Here is a 24587-nt window from a genome sequence, read left to right as displayed (position 1 = left end):
GGCATTTTTTATTGCAGCCAGTAATCAGTCGTCGCGGCTCATGATGCCGAAGATCTGCAACAGGCTGATGAACAGGTTGTAGATCGACACATACAGGCTGATGGTCGCCATGATGTAGTTACGCTCACCACCGTGGATGATCGCGCTGGTCTGGAACAGGATGCACACCGAGGAGAACAGCACGAAACCTGCGCTGATCGCCAGTTGCAGCCCGCTGATCTGGAAGAACATGCTCGCAACCACCGCCGCCAGCAACACGAAGAAACCTGCGGTGATGAAGCCGCCCAGGAAGCTCATGTCCTTGCGGGTGATCAGCACGTAGGCCGACAGACCACCAAACACCAGCGCCGTCATGGCAAACGCCGAGCTGACCACTTCCGCGCCGCCGGCCATGCCGAGGTAACGGTTGAGGATCGGGCCGAGGATAAAGCCCATGAAGCCGGTCAGGGCAAATGCCGACACCAGGCCCCACGCCGAGTCGCGCAGTTTGTTGGTGAGGAAGAACAGGCCATAGAAGCCGATCAGCACCACAAAGATATTCGGGTAGCCGACGCGCATCTGCTGAGCCACGAACGCCATCACGCCGCTGAATGCGAGGGTAAGGGCGAGCAGGCCATAGGTGTTGCGCAACACGCGGCTGACTTCAAGCTGCTCAGCCTGCGCGTTACCATTCACTGCGTAATTCTGTTCGCGCATGGCGACACTCCTTCAGTTTTGAAACGTTCAGTCGCAAAGATCATAACAGACGCTCTGTAACAAGCTATGGCGAGAGTTTGACAGTGTGTTTCATTCGGGTATTATGGCGCCCGCTGAGACGGGATAGGCTACTATAATCCTGTGATGCACAAGGGAAATTGGCAGAGTGGTTGAATGCACCGGTCTTGAAAACCGGCGGACGTTAATAGCGTCTCCAGGGTTCGAATCCCTGGTTTCCCGCCAAGATTCAAACGAAAGCCCCGCGAATGCGGGGCTTTTGTGTTTCTGGGGGTTGGGTAGGCAGCAACGGTTTTTCATAGGAGTTCCGAAACTTTCGGGTAGGCGTTCCGAAACTTCGCCTATTTTGATGGTTTAGCAGTGGCGCCAATCCTCCTGTAAACCCGTTTGGTGATCTCCTGCGTGCTATGTCCCGGCAGTAGGCTGGCTTCGCCAATATCGATGATTTCCGATGCCGCCTTGGGTCTTGCCGCTATAGCGGCTGACTTTGAAGGGGAGGGATAAAAGGGCAGCGAATGAGTGAGGTGCTAATTCCAGCGAACGTCGAGTTCTGAAATTTGTTGCTGCAGCTGCTCTATGCGCTCAAACCAAGAATCGAAACCATTGGATTCGTCCTGCACCATGAACAGGTAATATCCACCCGTTTCACCTGCGCGGTCATCCTGAATTTCTATCGTCCAACCAGCGTATTCGCCAGTGAAAACCGTTCCAGTGCGGATGATCTGCATGTGTTGGTCTGAATCCAGTGAAGGCTTGCAAGGGCAATAGTACTTTTTTACATCAGCTTGGGAGATGTTGGTACCGCGGCATACTCCCTTGCCACCAGGTCATGGGCATTCACAACCGTGATGCCGATTGATGACCACGCCCGCGGTCCTGAATACCCGCTACCAAGCTGATGCGTTATTCTTCGGGAAATTTAGCAGTGCCTGATAGGTCATTTCCATGCTGCGATTCGAAGCTTTCAGTAATGGGCAGCCTATCGGTTGGTCCGATTTAGAGCTCGGCGATCCGCCCATGGGGGTTGCGTTCGGCGTATTTGTTCCTGCTCCTGGATATTCCATTATCCAGGAGCAAGTCAGAGCCTTTGCTCAGCGTGATCAGAGACATTTTAATTTTACAGTGCGTATTGTGGGCGCAGAGGCGATTCGTGCAGCCGGTGTGTGCATTGCGGATTACTCGTCTGATTGCGGGGAAGACGCAATAGAGTTGAGCGTTCTAGGAATCGAGTATCCACCATACGGTGATGTCTTTCCTGAGCACGTCGCGGCCTATAACCAGCAGTGGGGAGCGTAAGTCGCTTCGAGCTACTGAAAACTGTGTAGATTTAGGTGTGCCGCAGGTGAGTGCGGCACGGGTGATTGTCACATGCCACCAAACAGTATCTTAGCGCTGACCAGTTTCTGGCCGTTGACCGTGAGAGTGCAAAAGCTCTCAGGTATTGTCCTGCCAGGCTCAGTCTTCAGAGGTTCGCATTTCAGAACTCCCTTCTTGTCGCCGAATGGTAGTTCAAACCCCGCAAGCGTCTTGCTGAATTCCAGAGTGTATTGCTGCCCATAGCCCATTCTTGCGATTACGGTAGGCTCGCCGTCGCTCAGGAATCCGGACGTAGGAAACGCGCACAATGTGCCTTCCACTCGCTTCCCGTCGATGATGTTTGCGTCTGTATAGCAGGCGATTTGGCTGCGTTTGGTTGCTATCCCACCGGGGCCCAGGTTGGTCCACGTTGCTTGAGGGCCCACGGTGCATCCGCTGAGCGACGCAGCGCCCAAAAGGCATACGAAGAGTGAGCCGGCTTTGACGAATGACATGAGTATTAGCGTCCTTACTTTTTGAAGTCGCCATGAATACCGGCAATGCGCCACTATTTCAAGCTCAAGGTAACTTATGGACAGGCAGACCCACCATCGTCACTGCTTGAGCTGTCCGACCTATCCGACTTCGACATTCGCCTAACCCCGGCTCCCGAAGTATGGGAATGACTCCAAGCCGAGATCCTCACCGACACCGGCAGTATTCACAACGAAGACCATGCCCAATTACTGGATGCGGGCATCCGGGTGATGTGGGCGTCGTCGAAGTTAGAGAAGCAGGGCCGCACAGCCATTATCCCATTGGGTTTGTGCACTTCCTGCCAAGCTTTTCCTCGTCATCTCTTTGATTTTTTACTACTATTGCTCACCTGCGCACTCAAGGAAGAGCGGCTGAGCGCCTTGAGTCTGGTAGAAAATGTACGCTCGATCATTGATTGAGTGATGACTTTTACCCAGAACCTAACGACTCAGCCAACCCCAAATACCTCTTGGTGAAACCGATGAATAAAATGAGTGGCATCGTTGTAGTGGTAGGTCTTGCTCTCTCGGGATGCGCTACGAAAACTCCAGAAAAACCTAAAGAGACTCCCCCTCCAGCCGTCGTCCATGAGGCACCCGCTGAAGCCGCACCTTCGACTCCACCAGAAAATTTCACTGTGCGATATGAGGCTGCGCCTGCGAACCCACGTCCTGTAGCCCCAATCCATGTCTCCCAGGAGGCTGCTCAGGAAGAATCTGAAACAAACTTGACCCAGAATCGCGCTGAGCAATGCCGTAAAGAGCTTGATGTTCTAAGGGTGTACAACAAAGCGTCTTACGATAAATACGAGGCGCAATACCAGGCCATTGCGGCCAAGACGGCTAAATACATGGAAATCAAAGACTCATTGGGTCCTGATTTGAACTACATGGTCATGCCGGCTTATCAATTTCAAATTCGTGAATTCTGCTTCCGGGTCAAGACTCGTTTGACGGAACTTGTGCTTCGCCAAGCCAAATAGTGATCCCGCGTCAGGGTGAGATTTTTGCCAGTCGAGGAAACGTTGAAAAACATTCCGTTTCTGGCGGAATACCCACCTTGAGCGCTGCTTAGCCCGGAGAGTTCAAGTGGTGCCCCGGAAGCGTCTTAAGGCCTTCGTGGCGCCGCTTTATCCGAGAGACGAAGTTGATCTCCGGTGTGTGTTTGTGTGGCACCTGGACATGCTTTGTATTGGCTTTTACCCGAAGGGGCTGCGTTTTCACGCCGTCGCGATTGCGGGGCTTTTGCGTTTTTGAGGGATGGTAGCGGGCACAGTAAAGCGCATCGGTTCATGCGGTTTGCGCAACTCAATATCAGCGAGCTGGTTTCGCGGTCTCCCCGGCTCACTTCATCGTCGCCGTTACGCCCCAGATTCCACGATACCCAGCAACAGCTCCAGCGATTGCTCCAGCGAGCAGAAGTCCGTATCTATTCGCAAGTCCGGATTAACGGGTGCCTCATACGGCGAACTGACCCCCGTGAAATTCGGCAGGTTTCCGGTTCTTGCCATGTGGTACATCCCTTTTGGGTCACGTGCTTCGCATATCTCCAAGCGGGTGCTCACATGAATCTCGCGGAAGCTCTCTGGCCCGATGATCGTTCTCGCTTGTTTTCGATCTTTTCCGTAAGGGGAAATGAATGCAGCTATCACGATGATTCCAGCATCGTTCATCAGCTTCGCGACTTCGGCGACGCGACGGATGTTTTCGGCGCGGTCTTCGGGGCTGAAGCCGATATTGTTGTTTAGTCCATGGCGTATATTGTCGCCATCCAGCACATAGCACACACGTCCTTTATCTATGAGCCTGCGTTCCAAGGCGTAAGCCAGGGTTGATTTTCCTGATGCGCTCAGGCCCGTCATCCATAGTGTCATGGGCTTGTGGCCGAGCAGTTGGTGCCGGTCTTCTGCCGTCACTTGGCTGTTATGCGCGACGATAAGATTTCGATTTTCTTGAGTCATTGAAAGCAAGTCTCGGAACTCTGCGGCTGGGGCCGCTTTTTGAAAGTATCTCAGGCTTGATTAACAGCAGCTTCTGCATTGAGCGTCTTACCACTCTAGCGCTTTATCCATGAGGCCGCGTTTCTTAGCGGTGCAGTCACTCGCCAGGACGTTGAGCTGTAAAGGGCCTGAAGCAGGCCTTTGCAGTGCGCCAGTTCCTCTGTCGTTGAGGTGGCGGCAGCAGTCGCTTCCAATCGCGCCTGTTCAGCGTTCCGCGCTAAAACGGCTTGCTTGACCAGCTCGTCATTGAGACGGTCCGCCAGTGCTCTCTGCTTGGTCAGTTCGTCATTGAGTTGATCTAGCAGGGCGCTCTGCCTGGCCAGTTCGTCATTGAGTTGACCCAGCTTGGCGGTCTGTTGAGCCTGTTCCTCATTGACATGACGCAACGTGTTTTCACTGTAGGAAAGTCGTTTTTCTTTCAGCTTGATCAGCCTGCTGATCAAGCGCTGGTCGTATGCTTGCAGCACGGCATCAGTGAATACATAGTCAAGCGAGTTGATGGCTTTGATTTGCGCCAATGTCTGAGGCTTGAGTGCAGGCACTTTGCTGCCGTTGGCGATGTGCTGCATGTCTTTCTCGATGTTTACGTCCAGATCAGCGATCAGCCCGCACGTACTCATGAATTCGCCCAGCGCAGGAAAGCGACCCACCCATATGAATGTCTGGCGCACCAGTTGAGCCAAATCCAGGGCGGCGGCCTCATCGAACGTCTTGCGCTCATGCTGGGGATGCAGGAAGGTTGAAAAGTAAGACAGGTAATAGTTCTGGTTCAGTTGCGCATAGTTTAAAACCAGCGCGTCGGGATCGACATCGTCTTCAATCATTCGATTGAACCAGGCCTCCCCGTACTCCTTGCGGTGAAACTCATATTCCCCGGATGGAAGTTGCCCGGCAGCAACGCTGGCATGCGCCTCGCGAAGAAAGCGACGCATGTGAAAGGCTTCTGAAACCAGGCGGCTCACCGGGTCACGAATCAATGTCACACGCTGTACCTGGTCAGACTCCAGCAAGTATGGTTCGTATTGATGGGTATGGTGATGGTAAATGACATCATCATCGAAGCAGAGGCCGGTCTGCTCAAGAAACTCGTGGAAAAACCGGATCGCCTTATCCGGGGCGAATGGATGTCCGGTGATCTCTTTGGATTGATGATAGAGGTCGGCGATGATTCTATTCTGCCTGGCCGCTACACCGGCCAAACTATGCCAGACCGATGATCCCCCAGTCCTGGGAATATGAAAAAACATCAAAGCCATGAGTATCCCGTTATTTTAATGCACAACACAATGCGTTGAGAGAATGTCCGGGCAGGCTGCAATGCAGTATGTGTCAGGGGTCTATGAACCCACCCAAAAGGATGGAACATTAACAGATTGACGGGTGGCTGTTCCAGGCGCAATGCGCGGACCTCGCCGGGATGATCCGGCACTCATCCGTGCTTTGAGTTCCATTGGCAGTTGCGGGCTTTCCGATCAGGTCGTCGCAGTCAACCCGCTACTTTGCCTGCGACTTCATCGGCCCATCGCCCGCAACCATTGAAGCAATTCCATTTCCACACCGCCTGCCTTGGGCGCAGTCGAAGACAGCAGGCAATAGCTTGTACCGTCCTCAACGAATCCTAAAGGAGCGGCCAAGACACCGTTGAGGATATCGTCGCGAACGAGATGCCACGGCCCCATGGCAACTCCGAGGCCCGCAACAGCTGCCTGAATGCTGAAGTAAAAGTGCTCAAATGCTTGCATCTCCGTCACGGGGGTGGGCAGTTGTTTTGCCACGGCCCATTCCTGCCAAGCTGTAGGCCGGCTTTTTGTGTGAAGCAGCGGGGCGGTTGAATGCAAGAAATGCCCGTTTGGGCCGAACCACGTATCCACCTTATCTGGCCGGCACACAGGGCCGACCTTCTCGGGGAATAAGGCTTCGGCGTGATAGCCGGGAGGGCGTGGGAAGTCGTCTCGCCGGATAGCCAGGTCGATGCCCTGGTCGAATGAAAACAGGCCACCGCCCGCCACCAAGTGAATGTCCAGCCCGCAGTGGCGTGCCTGGAACTCGCTCCAGCGCGGGATCAGCCAGCGCATCAGCAGGGTGGGTTCGCAGGACAGGACGAGCTGACGGGCGCGGCGGGATTCGGTACGGATCTCACGCACGGCGTGGTTCATCACGCCAAGCCCTTCGTTGACCGCTTTGGCAAGGCGTCTTCCGGTATTCGTTAAAAACACCCTGCGGCTGCGTCGGTCGAACAGGTCAACGCCCAGATCCTCTTCAAGCAAGCGCACGGCGCGGCTGATGGCGCCGGGTGTCAGGTGCAGTTCCTCTGCAGCACGGGCAAAGCTTTCAAAGCGTCCGGCTGATTCGAAGCAACGCAACGCGAGTAAAGAGGGCATACGATTGTCAGAAACAGGCGATTCAAAATCACCTTTCCCTTTAGAAATCATCGTTAGTTCCAGTCAGCACAGTTTGAAAAAATGGGGACCTACGACCACTATTTATCAAGGTACACCATGAACGAATGGATAGCAGTAATCACCATTACCCTGCTGGCATGCATCAGTCCCGGGCCGGATTTCGCCATGGTTTCCCGCAACGGGCTGTTGCTGTCTCGACGTGCGGGTGTCCTCACTGCGCTGGGCATCGGCATGGGTGTGCTTGTGCATGTGAGCTATACGCTGCTCGGATTAGGCTGGGTGCTCCAGCAAACGCTCTGGTTGTTCGGCGCGTTGAAGCTGGCGGGGGCGGCGTATCTTGTCTACCTGGGGGTGAACATGCTGCGGGCCAGGCCTGCGATCGATCCTTTGGATGCGCCGTCACCCGTCATGTCCGATCTGGCGGCTTTGCGGACGGGGTTTCTGACCAATGCGTTGAACCCCAAGACGGCGATTTTCATTGTCAGCCTGTTCATGGGGGTCGTCAGGCCGGACACGCACTTAAGCGTGCAAATCGCCTATGGCGTGTTCATCGCGGGGGCGCACGTGGTGTGGTTCAGCCTCGTCGCGCTGTGTTTCTCTGCGGGCAGTGTGCGCCAGAAGTTGATGGCTGCACGGCATTGGATCGACCGACTGTTTGGTGGCCTGCTAGTGAGCTTTGGTGTATTGCTGGCGGTCACCCGGCGTTCGGGCTGAGTTAATCAGTCGCATACCGTTGCCTTTTAACGCGGTACATATCGCCATCCGCGTGACTCAGCAGCGTATCGGCATCTGCCCCATCTTGCGGAAAAAAGGCCACGCCGATGCTGCAGGACGGCATTGTAACCCCACCAAACTCCGGCCCCAGTGGCTCGGCCATCACTGCGAGTAGGTGCGCGACCTTGCCGGCAACCGCATCCTGTGACGGGATATCGGTCATCAATACGGTGAATTCATCTCCGCCCATACGTGCAACCAGGTCGCATTCGCGCACGCAGCGCTCCAATCGGCGTGCAATCACGCAGAGCAGGCGGTCGCCCATGGCATGGCCGTGTATGTCGTTGATGCCCTTGAAGTCATTGAGGTCCAGGAACAGCAACGCCAGGGTTCGGTTGTGAAGCTGTGCGGTGTGCAGGGCCTCGTCCAGCCGGGCATTGAACAGCGACCGGTTGGTGAGGGCGGTCAGCGGATCATGGTGGGCCAGAAAGCGCAGTTCCTCCTCGGCCTGGGTGAGCGCCGTGACGTCCCGTGCGACACCGATGCGCGCCCCGACTTCTTCGGACCAGAACGCTGCCCACAGGATGTGCACGACGCTGCAATCCTTGCGGATATAACGATTGCGGAAGTCGACATGGGGTTGGCCGTTCATGACCCGGATAATGGAGGCACGGGTGCGTGCCAGGTCTTGCGGGTGCATGTAGTGGGTGATCAGGGTGCCCACCAATTCATCGGCACTATAGCCGAGCAGTGCCTCACAAGCATCGCTCACAAAGACAATCTGATTGTCACTGTCGACGACGAAGACCGTATCCAGCATCAGGTGGATCAGTTTGGGATAGAGGGCTTCCAGGTCAACGGGCATGGGCAGTCAGCCTTCCGGTTCATAGGGGCCGATCATAGCCTGAACAGGGCGAGTGGCGGCTAGGCTTCTGATGAATTTTGGATGCCCTGCACAGGTTGTTCAAAGCGCCTGACCAAACGTATGATCACGCCGGGCGTCCTCTACGGTCGCTTGGATTCACCCCCTTTTCAAGGACACGAGCATGCAAAAGCACTTCGGTAATTCAGGCCTGTTCAAGGCTGCTTCGTATCGCTGCAACAAAACCCTCGGCAACGGCATCGCCCGCTGGGAGCTGAAAAACAGTGCGTTGAATACGAAGGAGTTTTTGATATGTCCAAAGAATTACTCGGAGTTTCTGCTCTAGGATTGATGGTCGTTGGTGAGTTTTGTGCAATCTACAGCGAGGTAATCACCGCCAGATTGGCTCAGGCCGGCGACGGTTCATGGCAGGCGTTCATCATGCCGGTCGTAGTCATGTGTTTTGCCGGGCTTTGCCTGCTGGGGGCTTACTGGCTGGGGTATCGGGCGGTCGGTGATATCTGGGTGGTGACAGTCGTATCCATCACCTCGTTATTGCTGCTGGAGCCTGTGGTGATCTGGGCGCTGTTCCATGAAGTACCCGGGCGGGGTGCCCTGATCGGGTTTTGCCTGGGGGCTCTAGGCATGCTGGCCACGGTCTTGCTGTAGTTGCACGTTCTGGCCCGGCCACCTGTGTCGGGCCAGATGATGAGGTTGTTGCAGGCAATACCTTCCAGCGCCGCAGCCACGGCTGAATTCAAAACCAGTGACACGTTTTTCAGCAAAAAAGCTGAGCCACCGAAAGCAGGCAAATCATCTGAACAACCATTTGCGCCCGAATTGGATGTTTCATTGCCGTCAACTCCTATACAGCCGCTTATGAGCAAATGCGCCAACAACACACGCAGCTGTTGCTCTGAGTATAGGCCCTGAAACGAATCCTTCACGATTGCGCCGATTCACCTGCCCGGTGGTCTCTGCTTACAACTATCTGCCCGGGTCCACTGCACTTTTTTAGATTTCTCCGCTCTATCCTTGTCCCAGCCCTGGCGATTTCCCGCGTGGGCAGATGAATCAGATCGGGTGCCGATGGATCGCACGTTTCTTCGTTTCAACCTTCCACGCTGTTGCCAGCCCTTGCTGCTGGCCGCCGTGTTGATGCTTTGCGCTGGCGGTTGCAGCCAGCAACAGGGGCGGGATATCGCCAAGCAGTTCAGCAACGGCAAGCCCGATGAGTTCTTCCAGACCAGTGTCGACCGCATGGCCACGCTGGGCATGCGCGACAACCTGCAAAGCCTGTATCTGCTGATGAGCAAGCTCTACCTGCGCAACCCCAGCCAATGGCGTCAGTCGGGCTATCCGGATGCGGTCACCGCTGCGCGCGAGATCCGCCAGGCCATCGAGCAGCGGCGATCGCTGTCGGCCCTGGGTGATCGCCGCGACCTGGCGGCGCTGAGTTACTCCCTGAGTCCTGAGTTCAAAGGCGACCGCGTCGGCGCGTTTATCTATGCCATCGGCAGCATGATCGTCACCGCCCACGGGGGGCGCACCGAGTTCTACATCACCGATTCGATCAACCCGCAGTTCGTCAGCAACGCCGCGCGCAACATCGAGAAGGCCACCTGGCTGCTGAGCCAGCGCCAGGACGCCAATGGCGTGCTGCTTTTGTTCTCCAACGAGATATCGGAGGAGGGCAGCAACCTCAGCTTTGCTGTGGAGTTCGGCAAGATCGTTGCGCGCCTTGACCTGCTGACCCAGATGCTCGACGAACGTTACCGGCGCATCGGTCTCAATTATGCGCAGAGCTTGTTGCTGATGAATTTTCTGCCGGTGCAATAAGGTTTGGTTTCCTCTGATGATCGGTACGGTGTTTCGTTTTCCCTTGTAGGAAGCGCCCTATCTTGACCCTCGATGGTTGAAACGCCCTGTACTCATCAATAGCCTCGGATTTTTCCGAAAATCCGAGGCCTCTACCATGGGAAAGCAAAAAACGGTTTGGCCCACTGATCGCGAAATACGTTTGCGTTTTATCCTTTTCGCCGTGATCGATGCGGCGAGTGTCCAAGGCGTTTCTGCCGACTTGTTACTGCCGGCGCACAAGCTGTTGCGCGAATCGCCGAGCGAGGCACAGTTATTGGAAGCGCTGGGTGAAATCCTCAGTACTGATGACATGTATGGATTCCGGTTTGCTCCGGGATCAGAAGCAGAAGAACTGATGCAAACCTGGCTACCCTCCCATTAAGGACGAACACTGCAACTGTGGCGAGCGGGCTTGTCCCGCGTTGGGTTGCGAAGCGACCCTGGAAGGACGAATTCGGTGAGTCAGGTACTCTTCGGCTGCTGGTTTTGGGGCTGCTTCGCAGCTCAACGCGGGGCAAGCCCGCTCGCCAAGTCCTGCTGCTCTGCCACCCTCTTGCTGCGAATAGTCTCGGTCCGACGTTGGTGTAGGAAGGGTCTGGTCCGTTAATAAGGAGTGACCTGGCGGGCGCCCCTGACTTCCCACCACGTGCCCCCCGAATTCCAAGGACCTGCCCGATGCTGCTGCGCCAACCTCCGCTCCTGTTTGCCGCCCTGACCTTAAGCTCACTGGTGCACGCCGAAGACCTGCAATTGGCCCCGGTCGAAGTCACCAGCAGCCAAGCCAGCGACGCTGAAGTGGCCCAGGCGCAGCTCAAGAGCGTGCCCGGCGCCACCAACTATATCGACATGAACAGCGTGCAGCAGGGAAGGGTGAGCACCAACGAAGACGTGTTCAAGTACCAGGCCGGGGTGTATGCCAAGGCGGCCAACAACGAAGGGGTGAAACTCTCGATTCGCGGCTCGGGCCTGAACCGTAGTCCCGGTTCCCATGCTTCCGGCTTGTATGAAATGTTCGATGGCCTGCCACTCACCGGCCCCGGCGGCACGCCCTATGAGCTGAAAGACCCGCTGTGGCAAAGCCGGGTCGAAGTGCTGCGCGGCGCCAACGGTTTTGATCAGGGTGCGCTGGCCTTGGGCGGCGCAGTCAACTACGTGACCCGCACGGGCTATGACGCGCCCAAGCTGCAACTGCGTTACGAAGCGGGCAGTAAAGGTTATGCCCAGCGCGAGATCAGTTCGGGCCAGGTACTGGGGGATGCCGATTACTACATCAGCCTCACGAACTCCGAATCCGACGGCTACCAGCGCCAGAGCGCCGCCACAGGCAAGGGCGTGGCCGTCAACTTCGGCTACCGCTTCAACCCGGACCTGGAGACCCGCTTCTACTTCCGTTACCGCGAAACCACCAACGACACCCCAGGCAAGCTCACGCGCAGCCAGATCAGCCACGACCCGCGTGCGGCCAACAGCCTCAACGCCGCCCGCGATTCCAAGCGCCTGCAACCGGGCTCCACCTGGATCGCCAACAAGACCACCCTGCAGTTGGACGACAACGCCCGGGTCGAAGTCGGGCTGGCCTACCACGACTACCCGATGGACCTGCGCGAAGGCACCAACCGCCTGAAAGTCGCCTACACCGATATCAGCAGCACCCTCAACTACATCCGCCAGGACACGCTTTTCGGCCATGACAGCAAAACCACCGTCGGCCTGCGTACCACCCAGGCGATGCCCAACAATGGCGCTTCGGAATACGTGCGCACACCCGCCGGCAATACCGCCGGCTACACCCCAGGTACCAAGACTCGCGACTACAGCTACCTGGGTTCCGACACCGTGCTGCATATCGGCAACGACCTGGAACTGGTGCCTGACTTGTGGCTGACCACCGGCCTGGCGGCGATCTACACCCGTCGCGAAACCCAGGTCACCTACCCCGAAGGCCAGGCGCCGCTCAGCCAGCACGACTGGGACTACGCACCACGCGTCGGCCTGCGCTACGACTTCACTCCGCAGTTGCAGGTGTACGGCAACCTGAGCCGTTCGGTCGAGCCGCCGCATGCGTGGTCGATGATCTGGGGTTCCAACAAGTATTTCCCCGCAGGCAGCGGCCCGGCCACCGGCTTGCAGCGCGAAGGCGTGAGCCTTAAAAACCAGACCGCCACCACCCTGGAGATCGGCGGGCGCGGTGAGGCCTGGCTCGGCCAGTGGGACCTGGCCCTGTACCGCTCCGAAGTGCGCCACGAACTGCTCACCGTGGAAACCCAGGCGCAAACCTCTACCAGCAATGCCATCGTCGCCGAGTCCAACGCCAGCCCCACCGTACACCAGGGCGTTGAACTGAGCCTGCTCAGCCCGTTGTGGGACGGCGGCCGCAACGGCCGGCTTGCCCTGCGCCAGGCCTACACCTTCAGCGACTTCCACTACCGTGACGATGACCGCTTCGGCGACAACACCTTGCCCGGCATCCCCAAACACTACTACCAGGCGCAAGTGCGCTACAGCCATCCGACGGGTTTCTATACCAGCCTCAACACCGAGTATTCCTCGCGGGTGGCGGTGGACTACGCCAATTCCTACTATGCCGCGTCCTACACCCTGCTCGGCGCCACGTTCGGTTATGACGCGCCGAATCAGGACTGGCAAGCCTGGGTTGACCTGCGCAACCTGACCAATCGTCGTTACGCCAATACCGTGACGCCGGGTTATGACGACAAGGGGTTGGATGTTGCTCGCTCTACACCCGCAGATGGTCGTGGCATCTATACCGGCGTGTCGTGGAGTTGGCGTTAAAGACAGGCCCTTGCCCCAGGCAGGTTTTACTGGCATTGTTCGCGCAATTGGTAACTCTTCCCATTTGAGATCTTTTTGCGCATGCATGACATTCCGGCCGCGCTGGGCGACTCTGTTCGCCAGCAGACCCTCACGGCGATGTACAGCGAGCACCACGGCTGGTTGCACGGCTGGCTGCGCAAGAAACTCGGGTGTTCCCAGCACGCCGCCGACCTGGCCCATGACGCGTTCATTCGCGTGCTGATGCTGGCCGAGCCGCAAAGTATCAAGGAACCTCGCGCGTTCCTGGCCACCACGGCAGGCCGGTTGTTGATCGACGGCGCCCGTCGCCGCCGGATCGAAAAAGCCTACATGGAAGCCCTGGTGATCCAGTGCGAAGACGCCGGCATGCCCGACCCGGCCGCGATTCATGTGGCGCTGCAAGCCCTGGAACGCATCGCCGAGATGCTCGCCGGCCTGCCTGCCAAGGCCCGCGAAGCATTCCTGTTGAGCCGCCTCGACGGGCTGACCTACAGCGAAATCGCCCTGCGCCTGGACGTTTCCTCCAGCACCGTCAAAAACTATATTTCCAGCGCCCTGGTGCATTGCTACCACAGCCTGCACCCGGCAGACCCGCTGGCATGAGTTCCGAGCAGATCATCCAGCAAGCAGCGCAGTGGCTGACTCGCCTGCACGACGAAGGCGTGACCGACGCCGACCGCCAGGCGTTCAACACCTGGCGCCAGGCCGACCCGCGCCACGCCGTGGCCATCGAGCGCATGAGTGCGTTATGGGGCAGCCTCGATGCCGTGCCCGCCAAGCCCGCGCGCATGGCCTTGAACCGCGCATTCACATCGCGACGGCCACGTGGCGCACAGGTGGTGGGTCTGCTCGGCATGGTTTTGTGCGGCTGGCTGGGCCTGCATCACCTGCCGGTGTGGATGGCCGACCAGCGTACCGGTATCGGTGAGCGTCGACAGATAGCCCTCGAAGACGGCAGCCAGTTGCAGCTCAACAGCAACTCGGCAGTGGATGTGAAGTTCGACGGTCATCAACGGGTGATCGAACTGCTGCAAGGCGAGCTCTGGGTCGAGGTGGCGAAGGATGCGCAGCGGCCGTTCGTGGTCCGTACCGACCAGGGCACGGCCACTGCGCTGGGCACGCGTTATCTGGTCAAGCGGGCAGCAGATGGCACCACGCTGGTCACGGTGATCGAATCCACGGTAGCGGTCAAAGGTGAAAGCAACGAAGGGGTCAAGGTCACAGCCGGCCAGCGCTCCGTGCTCGACCACGGTCGTGCCCAGCCGCCGCAGGCCATTGGCGACAGCGACCCCGACGCCTGGACCCGGGGCCTGCTCAAGGTCAACGACCAACCCCTGAGCGAGGTCCTGCAAACCCTCGCCAGCTATCGCCACGGCATGCTGCGCTTCGACCCCCAGGCCCTGCAAAACCTGCGGGTGTCCGGGGTGTTCAAGCTGGACGACACGGCGGCGGCGTTGTCGTCGCTGGCCGATAACCTGCCGATTCAGGTGGAGTACTTCACCGATCTGCTGGTGGTGGTCAAGCCGCGTTAGTTTTCGTTCTGGCGCAGGCGTTTGTAGAGAGTATTGCGGCTCACCCCCAGCTCCCGCGCCAGGTGGGAGATGTTGCCGCCGGCGGCCTTCAAGCGCTGGTTCAGGTCGATGCTGTCATCCAGGTATTCACTGGTGGGCAGCGGCGCGGTAACTTTCAGATCCACGAAGAAATCATCCGGCAGATGCTCGGCACGGATCGGTTGTTCCTCGGCCATGGCCAGCGCCACCTGCAACACACTGCTCACCTGGCGTAAATTCCCCGGCCACGGGTGCTGCTCGAACAGCGCCAGCACTTCGGCGCTCAGGCCCGCCCATTGAGTCGGCTCGCGGTGCTGCTGCCACAGTTGCTGGAACAGCGCCTGTTTATCGGTGCGTTCGCGTAACGGCGGCAGCTCCAGGGTCAGGCCGCCGATGCGGTAGTACAGATCCTCACGGAAACGCCCGGCCTGCACCAGTTCCCGCAGTGCACGGTTGGTGGCCGAGATGATGCGCAGATCCACCGGGAACAACTCGCTGCTGCCCACCGGCTGCACGCAACGCTCCTGCAACACCCGCAGCAAGCGGGCCTGGGTGGGCAGCGGCATATCACCGATCTCGTCGAGAAACAGCGTGCCCTTGTCGGCCTTGCGGATCAGGCCGATGCTGCCTTTCTGGTTGGCGCCGGTGAACGCACCTTTTTCGTAGCCGAACAGCTCCGATTCCACCAGCTCGGCGGGAATCGCCGCGCAGTTCACCGCGATAAATGCCTTGTGGCTGCGTGAGCTGGCCTGGTGCAGGGCTTTGACAAACACCTCCTTGCCCACACCGGTTTCGCCGTGGATCAGCAGCGGGATGTCCTTCTCCAGCAGGCGCTCGGCCTGGCGCACGGCTTTCTCCACGCGCGCGTCGCCGAAGTGCAAGGTCTTGAGGCCAATCAGCGCCGGTTTAGACGGTGCCGGCGCGGTGAACACGCGCGCCTGCACCGGCGTCTGCTTGGGCCGCTTCAACAAGCATTGGAAGCGGTTGCGTCCCGCCGCTTGCAGGGAGAAGGGCAGGCCTTCCGGTTGGTTCAACAGTTCCAGCAACGACACCTTGAACAGGCTGTCGATCATCACCCGCGACAGGCTGATGCCCAGTAGGTTGTCGGCACGCCGATTGGCGGAGAGCACCTGGCCGCTCTCATCAAAGATCAACAGGCCGGCCCACTGGCTGTCGAGGTTGCTCAGGCCGGTGTTGAAGGTCAGTTGGAAATGTTCGCCGCGAAACAGGTTGAGGATCAGCCGGTTCTCCACGGTCTGGCTCATCATCTTGACCATGCCCAGGGTGTGGGAGGGCGGCAGGTAGCTGTCGCTGGACACATCCAGCACCGCGATGATCTCGCGCTGGGCATCGAAGATCGGTGCCGCCGAGCCCGTCATGAAACGGTTGGCCTTGAGAAAGTGTTCATCGTGTTCGATATGCACCGCCTGGGCGCAGGCCAACGCAGTGCCGATGGCATTGGTGCCGCTGGCGCGCTCCATCCAGCTGGCACCCGGGTTGAAACCACGGGCCAGCTTCGGCTCGATAAAGCGCTGGGTGCCCCAACTGGTCAGCACCTGGCCCTGGTTGTCGGCCAGCATGATCAGGCAGTTGGAATTGCTCAGGATGTTCTCGTAGTAGGGCAGCACTTCCTGGTGGGTGGTCTGCACCAGCGAGTGCTGGCTCTCCAGCAATTGGCTGATGCCCTCGGCAGGGAGTTGATCGAAGCTGGGCGTGCTCTGGTGGTCCAGGCCAAAGGCGCGGCAACGGCGCCAGGATTCCTGGATAAGGGTGTCGTGAGCCAGTGGTTCGGCCATGGGTTGACCTTCGTTTTTATTGTTATTGGGCTTGCACAATCTACCTGACGAAACCGGATCAAAATGTGGGAGCGGGCTTGCTCGCGAATGCGTTGGACCAGTCGACCTATGTATTGACTGACACACTGCTTTCGCGAGCAAGCCCGCTCCCACATTTGCCCTGTATCGGTGATGAGAGTGTTGTTCAGAACTGTTCATTGTCAAGGGCCTGAGTGTTCAGTTGTTCAGCCTGTGATGTTCATTTCTGTTCACACCTGAACATCCCTTTTAGCCCATTTCCTTGCACATCAATAACTTGCCGTTTTGGCACGGAACTCGCTCTGACACCTGGCCAGATTCATTCCAATAATAAAAAGGTCGTGTCATGTCATTGACCCTGGAACATGTCTCCCGCGTTGTCGAAGGCCAGACCTGGATCGACGACGCCAACCTGCGTTTCGAAGCCGGTTCCTTCAACGTCTTGCTCGGTCGCACGCTGTCCGGCAAGACCAGCCTGATGCGCTTGATGGCCGGCCTGGACAAGCCCGACAGCGGCCGCATCCTGATGAACGGCGTGGACGTCACGCAAAAACCGGTGCGCCTGCGCAACGTATCGATGGTGTATCAGCAGTTCATCAACTACCCGACCATGACCGTGTTCGAAAACATCGCCTCGCCGTTGCGCCAGGCCGGTGTGTCCAATGAGCTGATCCAGAGCAAAGTGCTGGAAACCGCCAGGATGCTGCGCATCGAGAAATTCCTCCAGCGTCACCCGCTGGAACTCTCCGGTGGTCAGCAGCAGCGCACGGCCATGGCGCGTGCACTGGTCAAGGACGCCGAACTGATTCTGTTCGATGAGCCGCTGGTGAACCTGGACTACAAACTGCGCGAAGAACTGCGTCAGGAAATGCGCGAACTGTTCGCTGCGCGCCACACCATCGCCATCTACGCCACCACCGAGCCCAACGAAGCCCTGGCCCTCGGTGGCACCACCACCATCCTGCACGAAGGCCGGGTGATCCAGAGCGGCAAGGCGGCCGAGGTGTATCACCAGCCGCAGACCGTATTGGCCGCCGAGCTGTTTTCCGAGCCGCCGATCAACCTGATGCCGGGGCGTATCAGTGGCAACGAAGTGAGCTTCGCCAATTTCGTGCACTTCCCACTCAACGTCGACCTGCGTCCCATCGGCGAAGGCGAGTTCCGGTTCGGCGTACGCCCCAGCCATATCAGCCTGGTGCCAAGCAACGATGACGACCTGGAGCTGGCGGTCACCGTGGAAGTCGCCGAGATCAGCGGTTCGGAAACCTTCCTGCATGTGCGCAGCGAACACTTCCTGCTGGTGCTGCACCTGCCGGGGGTGCACGAATACGACGTGGACGCGCCGATCCGCGTGTATATCCCCACCCATAAACTGTTTGTGTTCGATGGTCAGGGCCGTTTGGTCCAGGCCCCCGGGCGCCGTGTCGCGAGGGTTGCCTGATGGCCGAGATCCATTTGCAGAACTTGGCGCACAGCTACAGCCCTACGCCGAAAGGTCCTGAGGACTACGCCATCCGGGCAATGAACCACGTGTGGGAGCAGGGCGGGGCCTACGCCTTGCTCGGGCCGTCGGGCTGCGGCAAGTCGACCTTGCTCAATATCATCTCCGGCCTGCTCAGCCCCTCCGAAGGCCAGGTGCTGTTCGACACTAAAGTGGTCAACGACCTCACCCCGGAAAAGCGCAATATCGCCCAGGTGTTCCAGTTCCCGGTGGTGTACGACACCATGACGGTGTTCGACAACCTGGCATTCCCGCTGCGCAACCAGGGCATGGCCGAGGCGAAGATTCATAGCAAGGTGCAGGAAATTGCCGAAGTCCTCGACCTGCAAAACCTGCTGACCAAAAAGGCGCGCAACCTCACCGCCGACGAAAAACAGAAAGTCTCCATGGGCCGTGGCCTGGTGCGCGACGACGTGTCGGCGATCCTGTTCGATGAACCGCTGACGGTAATCGACCCACACCTGAAGTGGAAACTGCGGCGCAAGCTCAAGCAGATCCACGAGCAGTTCAACATCACCATGGTCTACGTGACCCACGATCAGCTGGAAGCCTCGACGTTTGCCGACAAGATCGCGGTGATGTACGGCGGCCAGATCGTGCAGTTCGGCACGCCGCGTGACCTGTTCGAACGGCCCAGCCACACCTTTGTCGGCTATTTCATCGGCAGCCCGGGGATGAATCTGATCGAGGTGCAGGCCGAGGCGAGCGGGGTGCGCTTTGCTGGCACCCATCTGCCCTTGTCCGAGGCCCTGCAGCAACGTATTGCCGATACTGATTACAAGAAGTTGCAGGTCGGCATCCGCCCGGAATTCATCCACGTCTGGGACGAGTACAACCCTGACGCCCTGCAGGCCGATGTCACTCACCTCGAAGACCTCGGCACCTACAAAATCATCACTCTCAACCTCGACGGCGCGCTGCTCAAAGTGCGCCTGGCCGAAGACAAGCCGGTGCCCGAGGGCAAGGCGTCCATCAGCTTTCCGGCGCAATGGCTGATGGTGTATGCCGACGACTACCTGCTGGAGGTGCAGCCATGAACAAGGTGCAGAACAACAAGGCCTGGTGGCTGGTACTGCCGGTGTTCCTGCTGGTGGCGTTCAGTGCGGTGATCCCGATGATGACCGTGGTCAATTACTCGGTGCAGGACATCTTCGACCAGTCCAGCCGCTACTTCGTCGGTGCCGACTGGTACAAGCAGGTGCTGCTCGACCCGCGCCTGCATGACTCGCTGCTGCGTCAGTTCATCTATTCGGCTTGCGTGCTGCTGATCGAAATCCCGCTGGGCATCGCCATCGCCCTGACCATGCCGACCAAGGGTCGCTGGTCGTCGCTGGTGCTGATCATCCTGGCCATTCCGCTGCTGATTCCGTGGAACGTGGTGGGCACCATCTGGCAGATCTTCGGGCGTGCCGACATCGGCTTGCTGGGTTACAGCCTCAATGCCCTGGGCATCAGTTACAACTACGCCGCCAACACCATGGACGCCTGGGTCACGGTGTTGGTCATGGACGTCTGGCACTGGACCTCACTGGTGGCGCTGCTCTGCTATTCGGGGCTGCGGGCGATTCCGGACGTGTACTACCAGGCTGCACGGATTGATCGTGCATCGCCCTGGGCGGTGTTCCGACATATCCAGTTGCCGAAGATGAAAAGCGTGCTGCTGATCGCGGTGATGTTGCGCTTCATGGACAGTTTCATGATCTACACCGAGCCCTTCGTCCTGACGGGCGGTGGACCGGGTAACGCCACCACGTTCTTGAGTCAGACACTGACTCAGATGGCCGTAGGCCAATTCGACCTGGGCCCGGCCGCGGCGTTTTCCCTGGTGTACTTCCTGATCATCCTGTTGGTGTCCTGGCTGTTCTACACCGCCATGACCCACTCCGACGCCAACCGCTGAGGCCGCCAACATGAGCAAGCGCAAGGTTATTCCGCTGCTGATCTACATCCTGTTCCTGCTGGTGCCGATCTACTGGCTGCTGAACATGTCCTTCAAGAGCAACACTGAAATCCTCGGCGGGCTGACGCTGTTTCCGCAGGATTTCACCCTGGCCAACTACAAGGTGATCTTCACCGACCCGAGTTGGTACACCGGCTACCTCAACTCGCTGTACTACGTGAGCCTGAACACGGTGATCTCCCTGAGCGTGGCGCTGCCGGCGGCCTATGCGTTTTCGCGTTATCGGTTCCTGGGTGACAAGCACCTGTTCTTCTGGCTGCTGACCAACCGCATGGCGCCACCGGCGGTGTTTCTGCTGCCGTTCTTCCAGCTGTACTCGTCGATTGGGCTGTTCGACACCCATATCGCCGTAGCCCTGGCCCACTGCCTCTTCAACGTGCCTTTGGCGGTGTGGATCCTCGAAGGCTTCATGTCCGGCGTGCCCAAGGAAATCGATGAAACTGCCTACATCGACGGCTACTCGTTTCCGAAGTTCTTCGTGAAGATTTTTATCCCGTTGATTGGTTCCGGCATCGGTGTGACGGCGTTTTTCTGCTTCATGTTTTCCTGGGTCGAACTGCTGCTGGCACGCACGCTGACCTCGGTCAATGCCAAGCCGATTGCGGCAGTGATGACGCGCACGGTGTCGGCATCGGGTATCGATTGGGGCGTGCTGGCGGCGGCGGGGGTGTTGACTATCCTTCCCGGCATGCTGGTGATCTGGTTTGTTCGCAACCACGTGGCCAAGGGCTTTGCCCTGGGCCGGGTCTGAGGAGTCGATGATGGAATGGATGGCCTGGACCACCCCCACCGCGCTGTTCTTTGGCGGCATAGCCCTGATCCTCGCGGGCATGACCACCTGGGAACTGCGCTCGCCGAGCATCCCCCGGCGGGGCTTTTTGCCGATCAGCACCACCCGTGGTGATCGTTTGTTTATCGGTCTTCTCGGCAGCGCCTACCTGCATTTGCTGGTGATCGGCGTTACCGACTGGAGCATCTGGGTAGCGTCCGCGCTCTCCCTGGTATGGCTGTTGAGTGTGATGCGTTGGGGCTAGTGCCCTTATGAATAAACAACCAGGAGGTCTCTATGTTGAATAAGAACAATAAGCTGCGACATAGCATTTCATTGGCCGCCGTACTGGCCCTGAGCGGTTTGAGCGCTTCGGCCTGGGCCGATGCTTACGAGGATGCCGCGAAAAAATGGATCGGCAGCGAGTTCAAACCGTCCACCCTCACGGCCGAGCAGCAGCTGGAGGAATTGAAGTGGTTTATCAAGGCCGCCGAACCGTTCCGTGGGATGAAGATCAACGTGGTGTCGGAAACCCTCACCACCCACGAGTACGAGTCCAAGGTGCTGGCCAAGGCCTTCACGGAAATCACCGGGATCAAGCTGACCCACGACCTGCTGCAGGAAGGCGACGTGGTGGAGAAGCTGCAAACCCAGATGCAGTCCGACAAGAACATCTATGACGGCTGGGTCAACGACTCGGACCTGATCGGTACGCACTTTCGCTACGGCAAGACCGAATCCATCACCGACCTGATGGCCAACGAAGGCAAGGACTTCACCTCGCCGACCCTGGATATCAAGGACTTTATCGGTATCTCCTTCACCACCGCGCCGGACGGCAAGATCTACCAGTTGCCCGACCAGCAGTTCGCCAACCTCTACTGGTTCCGCGCCGACTGGTTCGAGCGTCCGGAGCTGAAAGCCAAGTTCAAGGAAAAATACGGCTACGACCTCGGTGTGCCGGTGAACTGGTCGGCCTATGAAGACATCGCCAAGTTCTTCAGCGAAGACGTCAAGGAAATCGACGGCAAACGTGTCTACGGCCACATGGACTACGGCAAGAAAGACCCGTCCCTGGGCTGGCGCTTCACCGATGCCTGGTTCTCCATGGCCGGTGGCGGCGACAAGGGCCTGCCCAACGGCCTGCCGGTGGACGAGTGGGGCATTCGCGTGGAGGACTGCCATCCGGTGGGCTCCAGCGTCACCCGTGGCGGCGACACCAACGGCCCGGCCGCAGTGTTTGCCACGCAGAAATACGTGGACTGGATGAAAGCCTACGCGCCACCGGAAGCGGCGGGCATGACTTTCTCCGAATCCGGCCCGGTGCCGTCCCAGGGCAACATCGCCCAGCAGATCTTCTGGTACACCGCGTTTACCGCCGACATGACCAAACCGGGCTTGCCAGTGGTGAATGCCGATGGCACGCCGAAATGGCGGATGGCGCCGTCACCTGTGGGACCTTACTGGGAAAAGGGCATGAAGAAGGGCTATCAGGACGTAGGCTCCTGGACCTTCCTCAAGTCGACGCCTGAGAAACAGAAACTCGCGGCCTGGCTTTACGCGCAGTTCGTGACCTCGAAAACCGTTTCGCTGAAGAAAACCATCGTCGGCCTGACGCCGATCCGTGAGTCCGACATCAACTCCCAGGCCATGACCGACATGGCGCCGAAACTGGGTGGCCTGGTGGAGTTCTATCGCAGCCCGGCCCGCGTCGAGTGGACCCCGACCGGCACCAACGTGCCGGACTACCCACGCCTGGCGCAACTGTGGTGGAGCAACATCGCCGCCGCTGCCAGCGGCGAGAAAACTCCGCAACAGGCGCTGGACAACCTGGCCAAGGAGCAGGACGCGATCATGACGCGCCTGGAACGCTCCAAGGTGCAACCGGTGTGCGGGCCGAAAATGAACCCCGAGCGCGACGCGCAATACTGGTTCGACCAGCCGGGTGCGCCGAAACCTAAACTGGCCAACGAGAAGCCGAAAGGCGAGACCGTGGCTTACGGTGACCTGCTCAAGCAGTGGGAGGCGGCGCGTAAGTAATCACCTCTGTGCAAGTGTAGTGAGCGGGCTTGCCCCGCGCTGGGTGGCGAAGCCACCCCATGACAGGGATCGATTTCCTTCAGGCGGAACTTGGTTGTCTGGTTTTGGGGCTGCTTCGCAGCCCAGCGCGGGGCAAGCCCGCTCACCACAAAATGTGGCTTACGCCGCCTGCGGCTGAACCTGCAACGCCCCCTCCACATCCTTGACCAACCCACTGGCCAAAAACAACGGCGCCAGGCGCTTGTGCAACTGCGGTTCGACAAACTCCTTCACCGTATCCAGCGCCAGCACACCGCTCAGCGGCAGTTCGGCCTTGGTGTACGACAACCAGGCCTTCTTCAACACCTGCAACACATCGCTGCCCGCCGTGGTGGCGAAGCGGCGCTGGGTGGGTTTGCCGTCGAAGGTGAAGCTGTGCTGGAACTCATAGCCGTTTTCATCGCCGTTACCACTGGTGCAGCGAATGCAGCTGCACGGGCCGTCGCCGAACGCGCTGCGCAGGTAGGCGTTGAAGTCCACCACGGGTTTGAGTGACAGGCGTTTATCCACCTCGAACAGGTCCCCGGTCATTTTTTCGTCAGTGTTCAACGTCCATTTCCTCGCTGGTTCGGCAGTTTTTCAAAGCGCGGCACAATAGCAGCCGGGCGCTGGTTTGTGGTGCATTTGCATAACAATAGATCCAGATATTCTTTTCCAGTCTAAAAAAACGTCGCTAGGCTCCATCACCTTCTTAAAACCGCGGCAGACTCCCATGACTTTCAAGCGTTCCTCCCTGACCCTGTTGGCGGCTGCGACGGCCCTGATCAGTATCGGCGCCCAGGCCGAAGGCAAGATCAGCATCGCCCAGCAATTCGGCATCGGCTACCTGATCCTCGATGTGGTGCGCGACCAGCACTTGATCGAAAAACACGGCAAGGAACAGGGCCTGGATATCCAGGTGGAGTGGAACAGCATTTCCGGCGCTACCGCCATGAATGAATCGCTGTTGGCCGGTGCGCTCGACGTGGTCTCCGCCGGTGTGCCGCCGATGCTGACCCTGTGGGACCGCACCAAGGGCAAGCAGAACGTCAAGGCCATCGCCTCCCTGGGCTCGATGCCCAACTACCTGCTGACCAACAACCCCAACGTGAAGACCCTCAAGGACTTCAGCGAAAAAGACCGCATCGCCGTGCCCGCCGCCGGCGTGGGCTTCCAGTCGCGCACCTTGCAGATCGAGACGGCCAAGCAGTTCGGCGATGCCCACTACAAGAAGTTCGACGACATCTCCATCAGCCTGGCTCACCCTGATGCTACTGCTGCGCTGATTGCCGGGGGATCGGAGATCAACGCGCACTTCTCCAGCCCGCCGTTCCAGTATCAGGAACTGCTGAACCCTAACGTGCACAAGGTGCTCAGTTCCTACGACATCCTGGGTGGGCCGGCCACGTTCAACGTGCTCTACACCACGCAGAAATTCCACGACGAAAACCCCAAGACCTACAAAGCGTTCTATGCCGCGCTGGCCGAAGCCGAGACGATCATCAAGGCTGATAAGCCGGCGGCGGCCAAGGCGTATATCCGTGTAGAACAGTCGAAGTTGCCGTTGGACCTGGTAGAGAAGATCGTCCAGGACCCGGAGATCGACTTCACCATCGTGCCGCAGCGTACCTACATCTATGCCGAGAAATTGCAGGCACTCGGCGTGCTGAAAAACAAAGCCGCCAGCTGGAAGGACTACTTCTTCGAAGAGGCCCATGGCGGCAATGGCAGCTGATG

Annotated in this window: 26 protein-coding genes, 1 tRNA gene and 2 pseudogenes; 19 read left to right on the top strand and 10 right to left on the bottom strand. The window is 58.6% G+C overall.

Translation table 11 applies throughout. The annotated features are described in order from the left end of the window. Positions 1 to 24 precede the first annotated feature (24 nt). Positions 25 to 696 carry a Bax inhibitor-1/YccA family protein gene (locus BLR69_RS08935; RefSeq protein ID WP_016977342.1) on the bottom strand — a complete coding sequence of 224 codons (672 nt, stop codon included), beginning with the start codon at positions 694 to 696 and terminating at the stop codon, positions 25 to 27. A gap of 152 nt (positions 697 to 848) precedes the next feature. On the opposite strand from BLR69_RS08935, the gene BLR69_RS08930 reads away from it, so the two are divergent. Next, positions 849 to 939 (top strand) — tRNA-Ser (locus tag BLR69_RS08930). Between the two features lie 116 nt (positions 940 to 1055). Here the strand turns inward: BLR69_RS08930 and BLR69_RS31130 are convergent. Together BLR69_RS31130 and BLR69_RS08920 are read right to left on the bottom strand one after the other, a co-directional pair. After that, positions 1056 to 1181, bottom strand: a pseudogene (locus BLR69_RS31130) (integrase); the annotation flags it as partial. 60 nt (positions 1182 to 1241) lie between these two features. Then, positions 1242 to 1442 carry a hypothetical protein gene (locus BLR69_RS08920; protein ID WP_071493350.1) on the bottom strand — a complete coding sequence of 67 codons (201 nt, stop codon included), beginning with the start codon at positions 1440 to 1442 and terminating at the stop codon, positions 1242 to 1244. Between the two features lie 217 nt (positions 1443 to 1659). Here BLR69_RS08920 and BLR69_RS08915 point away from each other — a divergent pair, with 217 nt between their 5' ends. Then, on the top strand, positions 1660 to 2010 hold the full coding sequence (locus BLR69_RS08915) for a hypothetical protein (protein WP_169716629.1): 351 nt from the start codon (positions 1660 to 1662) through the stop codon (positions 2008 to 2010). A 68-nt stretch (positions 2011 to 2078) separates the two neighbouring features. Here the strand turns inward: BLR69_RS08915 and BLR69_RS08910 are convergent, their stop codons facing one another. Further along, the gene (locus BLR69_RS08910) at positions 2079 to 2525 is read right to left on the bottom strand and encodes a hypothetical protein (RefSeq protein WP_071493349.1); all 447 of its coding nucleotides are present in this window, start codon (positions 2523 to 2525) and stop codon (positions 2079 to 2081) included. 45 nt (positions 2526 to 2570) lie between these two features. On the opposite strand from BLR69_RS08910, the pseudogene BLR69_RS31125 reads away from it, so the two are divergent. Both BLR69_RS31125 and BLR69_RS31120 read left to right on the top strand, forming a co-directional pair. Next, positions 2571 to 2822, top strand: a pseudogene (locus BLR69_RS31125) (hypothetical protein); the annotation flags it as partial. A 140-nt stretch (positions 2823 to 2962) separates the two neighbouring features. Beyond that, positions 2963 to 3529, top strand: coding sequence for a hypothetical protein (locus tag BLR69_RS31120; protein ID WP_232000967.1), 567 nt, complete (start codon positions 2963 to 2965; stop codon positions 3527 to 3529). Between the two features lie 378 nt (positions 3530 to 3907). On the opposite strand, the gene cysC is transcribed toward BLR69_RS31120, so the two are convergent. From cysC to BLR69_RS08880, 3 genes are all read right to left on the bottom strand, one after another. Continuing rightward, a complete protein-coding gene (cysC, locus tag BLR69_RS08895) occupies positions 3908 to 4507 on the bottom strand; it encodes an adenylyl-sulfate kinase (RefSeq protein ID WP_071493347.1) in 600 nt (199 codons plus the stop codon). 95 nt (positions 4508 to 4602) lie between these two features. Beyond that, on the bottom strand, positions 4603 to 5802 hold the full coding sequence (locus tag BLR69_RS30720) for a hypothetical protein (protein WP_071493346.1): 1200 nt from the start codon (positions 5800 to 5802) through the stop codon (positions 4603 to 4605). 255 nt (positions 5803 to 6057) lie between these two features. Beyond that, entirely contained in the window at positions 6058 to 6978 is a 921-nt protein-coding gene (locus BLR69_RS08880) for a LysR family transcriptional regulator (RefSeq protein ID WP_071493345.1), read from the bottom strand. A gap of 66 nt (positions 6979 to 7044) precedes the next feature. Here BLR69_RS08880 and BLR69_RS08875 point away from each other — a divergent pair, with 66 nt between their 5' ends. Beyond that, entirely contained in the window at positions 7045 to 7662 is a 618-nt protein-coding gene (locus tag BLR69_RS08875) for a LysE family translocator (protein WP_071493526.1), read from the top strand. A gap of 1 nt (position 7663) precedes the next feature. Here BLR69_RS08875 and BLR69_RS08870 read toward each other — a convergent pair whose 3' ends face one another. Next, on the bottom strand, positions 7664 to 8527 hold the full coding sequence (locus BLR69_RS08870; RefSeq protein WP_071493344.1) for a sensor domain-containing diguanylate cyclase: 864 nt from the start codon (positions 8525 to 8527) through the stop codon (positions 7664 to 7666). A 181-nt stretch (positions 8528 to 8708) separates the two neighbouring features. Here BLR69_RS08870 and BLR69_RS30915 point away from each other — a divergent pair, with 181 nt between their 5' ends. From BLR69_RS30915 to BLR69_RS08840, 7 genes are all read left to right on the top strand, one after another. Next, a complete protein-coding gene (locus tag BLR69_RS30915) occupies positions 8709 to 8870 on the top strand; it encodes a hypothetical protein (RefSeq protein WP_166794331.1) in 162 nt (53 codons plus the stop codon). Between the two features lie 5 nt (positions 8871 to 8875). Then, the gene (locus BLR69_RS08865) at positions 8876 to 9193 is read left to right on the top strand and encodes a hypothetical protein (RefSeq protein ID WP_071493343.1); all 318 of its coding nucleotides are present in this window, start codon (positions 8876 to 8878) and stop codon (positions 9191 to 9193) included. 420 nt (positions 9194 to 9613) lie between these two features. Then, positions 9614 to 10363 carry a hypothetical protein gene (locus tag BLR69_RS08860; RefSeq protein WP_071493342.1) on the top strand — a complete coding sequence of 250 codons (750 nt, stop codon included), beginning with the start codon at positions 9614 to 9616 and terminating at the stop codon, positions 10361 to 10363. Between the two features lie 136 nt (positions 10364 to 10499). Further along, positions 10500 to 10766 carry a hypothetical protein gene (locus tag BLR69_RS08855; protein WP_071493341.1) on the top strand — a complete coding sequence of 89 codons (267 nt, stop codon included), beginning with the start codon at positions 10500 to 10502 and terminating at the stop codon, positions 10764 to 10766. Between the two features lie 293 nt (positions 10767 to 11059). Continuing rightward, a complete protein-coding gene (locus BLR69_RS08850) occupies positions 11060 to 13177 on the top strand; it encodes a TonB-dependent receptor family protein (protein ID WP_071493340.1) in 2118 nt (705 codons plus the stop codon). 81 nt (positions 13178 to 13258) lie between these two features. Next, entirely contained in the window at positions 13259 to 13801 is a 543-nt protein-coding gene (locus tag BLR69_RS08845; RefSeq protein WP_071493339.1) for a sigma-70 family RNA polymerase sigma factor, read from the top strand. Beyond that, on the top strand, positions 13798 to 14730 hold the full coding sequence (locus BLR69_RS08840) for a FecR family protein (RefSeq protein ID WP_071493338.1): 933 nt from the start codon (positions 13798 to 13800) through the stop codon (positions 14728 to 14730). The genes BLR69_RS08845 and BLR69_RS08840 overlap by 4 nt, the downstream gene beginning before the upstream one ends. Here BLR69_RS08840 and BLR69_RS08835 read toward each other — a convergent pair. After that, positions 14727 to 16544 carry a sigma-54-dependent Fis family transcriptional regulator gene (locus tag BLR69_RS08835; protein WP_071493337.1) on the bottom strand — a complete coding sequence of 606 codons (1818 nt, stop codon included), beginning with the start codon at positions 16542 to 16544 and terminating at the stop codon, positions 14727 to 14729. The two genes, BLR69_RS08840 and BLR69_RS08835, sit on opposite strands and share 4 nt — an antisense overlap. Positions 16545 to 16908: 364 nt before the next feature. On the opposite strand from BLR69_RS08835, the gene BLR69_RS08830 reads away from it, so the two are divergent. The 6 genes from BLR69_RS08830 to BLR69_RS08805 are packed head-to-tail and all read left to right on the top strand — an operon-like array spanning position 16909 to position 22832. Beyond that, positions 16909 to 18003: an ABC transporter ATP-binding protein gene (locus BLR69_RS08830; RefSeq protein WP_071493336.1), complete on the top strand. Its 1095-nt coding sequence runs from the start codon at positions 16909 to 16911 to the stop codon at positions 18001 to 18003. After that, complete coding sequence (locus tag BLR69_RS08825; protein WP_071493335.1) at positions 18003 to 19100, top strand: ABC transporter ATP-binding protein; 1098 nt, start codon at positions 18003 to 18005, stop codon at positions 19098 to 19100. Before BLR69_RS08830 ends, BLR69_RS08825 begins: the two co-directional genes overlap by 1 nt. Continuing rightward, complete coding sequence (locus BLR69_RS08820) at positions 19097 to 19963, top strand: carbohydrate ABC transporter permease (protein ID WP_010209674.1); 867 nt, start codon at positions 19097 to 19099, stop codon at positions 19961 to 19963. Before BLR69_RS08825 ends, BLR69_RS08820 begins: the two co-directional genes overlap by 4 nt. Before the next feature lie 10 nt (positions 19964 to 19973). After that, positions 19974 to 20774, top strand: a complete 801-nt coding sequence (locus BLR69_RS08815; protein WP_003174634.1) for a carbohydrate ABC transporter permease — start codon at positions 19974 to 19976, stop codon at positions 20772 to 20774. A gap of 10 nt (positions 20775 to 20784) precedes the next feature. Continuing rightward, positions 20785 to 21057: a DUF2160 domain-containing protein gene (locus tag BLR69_RS08810; protein ID WP_003232363.1), complete on the top strand. Its 273-nt coding sequence runs from the start codon at positions 20785 to 20787 to the stop codon at positions 21055 to 21057. Positions 21058 to 21089: 32 nt separating this feature from the next. Beyond that, on the top strand, positions 21090 to 22832 hold the full coding sequence (locus tag BLR69_RS08805; protein ID WP_071493334.1) for an ABC transporter substrate-binding protein: 1743 nt from the start codon (positions 21090 to 21092) through the stop codon (positions 22830 to 22832). A gap of 159 nt (positions 22833 to 22991) precedes the next feature. On the opposite strand, the gene BLR69_RS08800 is transcribed toward BLR69_RS08805, so the two are convergent. Next, on the bottom strand, positions 22992 to 23420 hold the full coding sequence (locus BLR69_RS08800; protein ID WP_071493333.1) for a hypothetical protein: 429 nt from the start codon (positions 23418 to 23420) through the stop codon (positions 22992 to 22994). 163 nt (positions 23421 to 23583) lie between these two features. On the opposite strand from BLR69_RS08800, the gene BLR69_RS08795 reads away from it, so the two are divergent. Continuing rightward, entirely contained in the window at positions 23584 to 24585 is a 1002-nt protein-coding gene (locus tag BLR69_RS08795; protein ID WP_071493332.1) for an ABC transporter substrate-binding protein, read from the top strand. The last annotated feature ends 2 nt before the right edge of the window (positions 24586 to 24587 follow it).

Origin of the sequence: Pseudomonas azotoformans (assembly GCF_900103345.1) — a bacterium.
In the GTDB taxonomy this organism is placed as follows: Bacteria; Pseudomonadota; Gammaproteobacteria; order Pseudomonadales; family Pseudomonadaceae; genus Aquipseudomonas; species Aquipseudomonas azotoformans.
Note: the sequence above shows the minus strand (reverse complement) of the source record. Positions and strands in the feature narration are given on the sequence as shown.